Genomic DNA, 4,493 nt, shown 5'->3' on the forward strand with positions numbered 1-4,493 from the left:
TTACGCAAAAGTACTTTAGCTAACAACGTTTATCTTCAATCGTGGCTTTGTGTCCTGCGGACACAAACGCTTACGCGTCAAAGTCATTTCTTTTTATTATCTTCATTTTCTAATTCCCACAACTGAAAGATAAACAAGACCGTTAGCTAAAATACGAAACAACAATCAGTGCGTTTAATTGCGAATTCTGTTTTTGTTCGAGTTTTACATCAGACCTGAAAATAAACGTTTAATGGAAAACTCACTTAATTCGCAAAGTAAAAACGGATTAAATTGACTGAAAATCTTTGCGCGGAGAAATTAAAATTAAAGAAAAAAATTAGAACTCAATGGACTTAAACTTACTCGGTTCGATAAATTGGAATGGATAAATCGTTGCGAATAAAAAATTCTCAGAACTACTCTATTATTAAAATCTTTGCGGAGAAAAAGTAAAACTAAAATTCGTTTTCAAAAAAATATTAAAGTTCGGCTGATTAAAACGCTCAGAAACGATAAAGTGGAATCGACAATCTTTACGCAAAAGTACTTTAGCTAACAACGTTTATCTTCAATTGCGGTTTTGTGTCCTGCGGACACAGACGCTCACGCGTCAAAGTCATTTCTTTTTACTATCTTCATTTTCTAAATTCCCACAACTGAAAGATAAACAAAACCGTTGGGCTTCATTTAAAAAAAATCGTTTTCAATAAAAATTTCAGGTTAAAATCATTATTTTTGATTATAAATTAATATGAGATGAATATTCAAGCGGAAAAAATAGAATTGGCAAAGATGCTTTTGGATACCGAAAATCCTAAAATCATTGAATCAATTAAAAAAATCTTTACAAAAGCAAAAACTGCTGACTTTTGGGACGATTTATCTATTGAACAACGTAAAGAAATTGAAACAGCTTCTCGTGAAATAGAAAACGGAGAAATTACAGATTACGAATCTTTTATGCAAAAACACAGATAAATTGAGCAGAAAAGTTGTTATTTCGAAAACAGCCGAAAAGAAATTAGAAAAACTTTTTGAGTACTTAATCGAAAAATGGTCTGAAAAAGTAAAAAAGGATTTTGTTGAAAAATTAGACTCATCAATTGAAATAATTAAAAATCAGCCTGAAATATTTCCTGAATCTAAAAAAGGTAAAGGTTTAAGAAAGTGCGTGATTACAAAACAAAGTACTTTATATTATCGCTATAATTCCAAACGAATAAATATTGTTACATTATTTGATACAAGGCAAAATCCAAATAAACTGGCTAAAGAAATATAAAAAAAGAAAGCCCAACACCGTATATTTCCAATTGTGGTTTTGTGTCCTGCGGACACAGATGCTCACGCATCAAAGTCAATTCTTTTTACTACCTTTAGTTCCTAAATTCCCACAACTGACAAATATACAAGACCGTTGTAACACATTTAAAAAAATCTGTATTGGAATTTGAAATTTCGGAAAATATTAAAAGACTTGAGCTACACGACTCGTTAATTGATTTGCTAGAAATAAATTCTGATAGTATAGTTTTGACTTTTGATTGGGCAAAATTGGAAAATTATAAAGAAGGAAATCTTGACGGATTAATTTTAGGAAAATGTAAATTGGTATTGAGTGGAATAACCAAAACAGCATTTGAAATTATTACTGGAGGAGGAACCAAAATAATTGAATTTCCGAAAGATTTCCAATCGAGACTTGAAATTATTGGCGAGAACGAAAGCAAAGATGATAATCATTTACGAATAGGTTCGCTTATGAATTATGATGGAAAATTAGCTTGGACAAATTGGAATCTAAACTTTAATAAATTTAGTCTTTATTGGAATAACCACGTCACTTTTGAGGAATGGACAAATGGAACAATCGCGGAATAAAAAACGTGTTACAACAACGTATAATTCCAACTAAGGTTTTGTGTCCTGCGGACACAGACGCTCACGCGTCAAAGTCAGTTCTTTTTACTATCTTTATTTCCCAAATTCCCTTAGCTGGGTAATTATACAAGACCGTTGGTTGCAATTTGTAAAAAAATGATTTTAGAAGATTTTTTAAATATAAAAGAAGATAATATTGAAGAGATCAAATTTCATTTTTCTGATAAAATTGATAATTTAAATGAACTCTACAAGATTTTATTAAAGTATTCAATTCCTTTTTTTGACAATGAAGAAAATGACACTCTTTATTTAACAAAACCTCTCCAAAGGAATGAAATAATTATCTGGGAAAACAATTCCTCAATAATTTTATTATTTGATGCTATACTTACTTTAATCGCCGATGCAAATTATTTAGGAGTAAAATTTCTTCAGCGTAGCATTTATGAGTTTCTAATCGTGAACAATCATCTGATCCTAACTGAAGATTCAAAATTTGTAGAAAACTGGATTTCAGGTAAAGATGTAAAAATAGTAAAGAATATTTTAAAAAGAACTGACAATCAATATAAAAATGAATTAATTGAATTTTGGGTTCAATTAAGTAAGGGAAGTCACGCATCTATAAAAACTACCCAAAACGGATTAGATTTGAATGAAACGTTTGGAGAATATGTATCTAACATTTGGACAACCTACATTCTACTTTATTTATATAATTATCAACTTAGAGAATTATATTTTCCTTATATGCAATCAACATTTGATAAATTAGATATAAAAACAAAATTACCATACAAATCTGATTGGTTTTTAAAAAAAGACAGAATTAAAGAGTTAGAAAGAGAAAATAATAAAGAAAAATTATATTTATTTATAAAAGCTTTTAAGAAGAAATGGAAATTAAAATAATAAAACTGCAACCAACAACGTATATTTCCAATTGTGGTTTTGTGTCCTGCGGACACAGACGCTCACGCGTCAAATTCAGTTCTTTTTACTATCTTTATTTTCCAAATTCCCACAACTGACAAATATACAAGACCGTTAGCCACAAGCAAAAAAAATTCATCAAAAAATAAATACATTACGTAACTAATTAATATATTTGTACGTAAAATAATTTATAATGGATAAAAAGCTCACATTAAGTTTAAATGAGAATATTATTGAGACTGCAAAACATTATGCAAAATCCAATAATATAAGTCTATCAAAATTGATTGAATCTTATTTAGGAACGCTTACTAAACGAGAAAAAAAAGAAACCGAAATCACACCTTTAGTAAAAAGTCTTAGCGGAGTTATTTCAATAGACGATGATTTGGATATAAAAGATGAATATACTCAATATTTAATGGAAAAATACAAATGAAAAAAATATTGATTGACACAAACATCGTAATTGATTTACTCTCAAAAAGAAAAGATTTTTATGACGATGCGGCGGACTTATTTTCTCAAGCAGATAAAAAAGAATTAAATCTTACAATTTCATCACTGACTTTTGCAAACACGAATTACATATTGACAAAATTAAAATCTGCTAAAGAAGCAAGAGAAATTTTGAGGAAATTTAAAGTACTTGTAGAATTATTAAGTTTAGATGATAAAATAACGGAACTCGCTTTAAGTGATGAAAGTTTCCCTGATTTTGAAGACGGACTTCAATATTATTCAGCAATTGAAAATGATGTCGATATTATAATTACAAGGAATAAAAAGGATTTTAAAAATTCAAAATTACCAGTTTTGACTGCAAAAGAATATTTAGCAAGAAAATAATAATGCCAGTGGCTAACAATGTATATTTCCAATTGTGGTTTTGTGTCCTGCGGACACAGACGCTGGCGCGTCAAAGTCATTTCTTTTTACTATCTTCATTTCTTAAATTCCCACAACTGACAAATATACAAGACCGTTGTGTGTAATTTGAAAACTCATTGTAGTTTTACTGAAAATGATAAATTAAATAAAAAACTATGAAAAAAATAATATTTGCCATATTATCAATGATAACCTCTTGTAAATCGAATACTGTATATAATAATAACTCTCTGGGTTTTGAAAGATTCGTAAAAGAATTTATTTCAGAATCTAATAATGATAATTTTATATCTAAAATTGATAAAAGAGAATTAAAGGACTATGAAATTGAATTTGACTATTTACAGGATGCCGAAAATTTAACTTATCAATATACAAGGAATGAAGATTCAGATATTTTTGAGTTAATAAGAGAGTATAGAGATAAGGAATCAAATTCTGAATACATGCAAACATTTTATTTCAAGTACTCAACAAAATTACAATCATTTGTACTTATTGATTACGATTTTACTATTGGATAAATAAAATTTAAATAGAAACTTTAATTTCCCATTTATATGAAAACAAGTTAATTTTGATAAAAAGTTTATTTCTTAAATTTTGGTGCTTTTTCTCAAGAATTAATAAATGAACACTATGAAAATATATAACTAAAATCAATTGGACATTATGTAAATAGATTTGAAAAAGGTGAATGGATTGTGTATTTTAGTAGTGTAAGCTAAAAACTGAAGGCTTCCATTCAGAGGGTATAGAGGATCGTAAAAGAAATTGAAATAAAACTACACACAACAACG

7 protein-coding genes are annotated in these 4,493 nt (G+C 28.3%); all 7 read left to right on the top strand.

From position 1 onward, the window contains the following. Nucleotides 1-738 precede the first annotated feature (738 nt). The 7 genes from G551_RS0112060 to G551_RS0112095 all read left to right on the top strand — a co-directional run bounded on the left by G551_RS0112060 (nucleotide 739) and on the right by G551_RS0112095 (nucleotide 4,217). Entirely contained in the window at nucleotides 739-960 is a 222-nt protein-coding gene (locus G551_RS0112060; protein WP_027885801.1) for a hypothetical protein, read from the top strand. Nucleotide 961: 1 nt separating this feature from the next. Beyond that, nucleotides 962-1,264 (top strand): type II toxin-antitoxin system RelE/ParE family toxin, encoded by a 303-nt coding sequence (locus G551_RS0112065; protein ID WP_027885802.1) that lies wholly within the window; start codon nucleotides 962-964, stop codon nucleotides 1,262-1,264. Between the two features lie 161 nt (nucleotides 1,265-1,425). After that, nucleotides 1,426-1,863, top strand: a complete 438-nt coding sequence (locus tag G551_RS0112070; RefSeq protein WP_027885803.1) for a hypothetical protein — start codon at nucleotides 1,426-1,428, stop codon at nucleotides 1,861-1,863. A 156-nt stretch (nucleotides 1,864-2,019) separates the two neighbouring features. Continuing rightward, nucleotides 2,020-2,778 (top strand): hypothetical protein, encoded by a 759-nt coding sequence (locus G551_RS0112075; RefSeq protein ID WP_027885804.1) that lies wholly within the window; start codon nucleotides 2,020-2,022, stop codon nucleotides 2,776-2,778. A 217-nt stretch (nucleotides 2,779-2,995) separates the two neighbouring features. Further along, nucleotides 2,996-3,241: a DUF6364 family protein gene (locus G551_RS0112085; protein WP_027885805.1), complete on the top strand. Its 246-nt coding sequence runs from the start codon at nucleotides 2,996-2,998 to the stop codon at nucleotides 3,239-3,241. Continuing rightward, the gene (locus G551_RS0112090) at nucleotides 3,238-3,651 is read left to right on the top strand and encodes a type II toxin-antitoxin system VapC family toxin (protein WP_027885806.1); all 414 of its coding nucleotides are present in this window, start codon (nucleotides 3,238-3,240) and stop codon (nucleotides 3,649-3,651) included. The genes G551_RS0112085 and G551_RS0112090 overlap by 4 nt, the downstream gene beginning before the upstream one ends. A gap of 197 nt (nucleotides 3,652-3,848) precedes the next feature. Further along, a complete protein-coding gene (locus tag G551_RS0112095; RefSeq protein WP_027885807.1) occupies nucleotides 3,849-4,217 on the top strand; it encodes a hypothetical protein in 369 nt (122 codons plus the stop codon). Nucleotides 4,218-4,493 lie beyond the last annotated feature (276 nt).

Source organism: Mesonia mobilis DSM 19841, from assembly GCF_000423405.1.
In the GTDB taxonomy this organism is placed as follows: domain Bacteria; phylum Bacteroidota; class Bacteroidia; order Flavobacteriales; family Flavobacteriaceae; genus Mesonia; species Mesonia mobilis.

Bases quoted from the DNA above. Each gene is read 5' to 3' on its own strand.
- G551_RS0112060 (WP_027885801.1), top strand. From the start codon at position 739: ATGAATATTCAAGCGGAAAAAATAGAATTGGCAAAGATGCTTTTGGAT.
- G551_RS0112075 (WP_027885804.1), top strand. From the start codon at position 2,020: ATGATTTTAGAAGATTTTTTAAATATAAAAGAAGATAATATTGAAGAG.
- G551_RS0112085 (WP_027885805.1), top strand. From the start codon at position 2,996: ATGGATAAAAAGCTCACATTAAGTTTAAATGAGAATATTATTGAGACT.
- G551_RS0112090 (WP_027885806.1), top strand. From the start codon at position 3,238: ATGAAAAAAATATTGATTGACACAAACATCGTAATTGATTTACTCTCA.
- G551_RS0112095 (WP_027885807.1), top strand. From the start codon at position 3,849: ATGAAAAAAATAATATTTGCCATATTATCAATGATAACCTCTTGTAAA.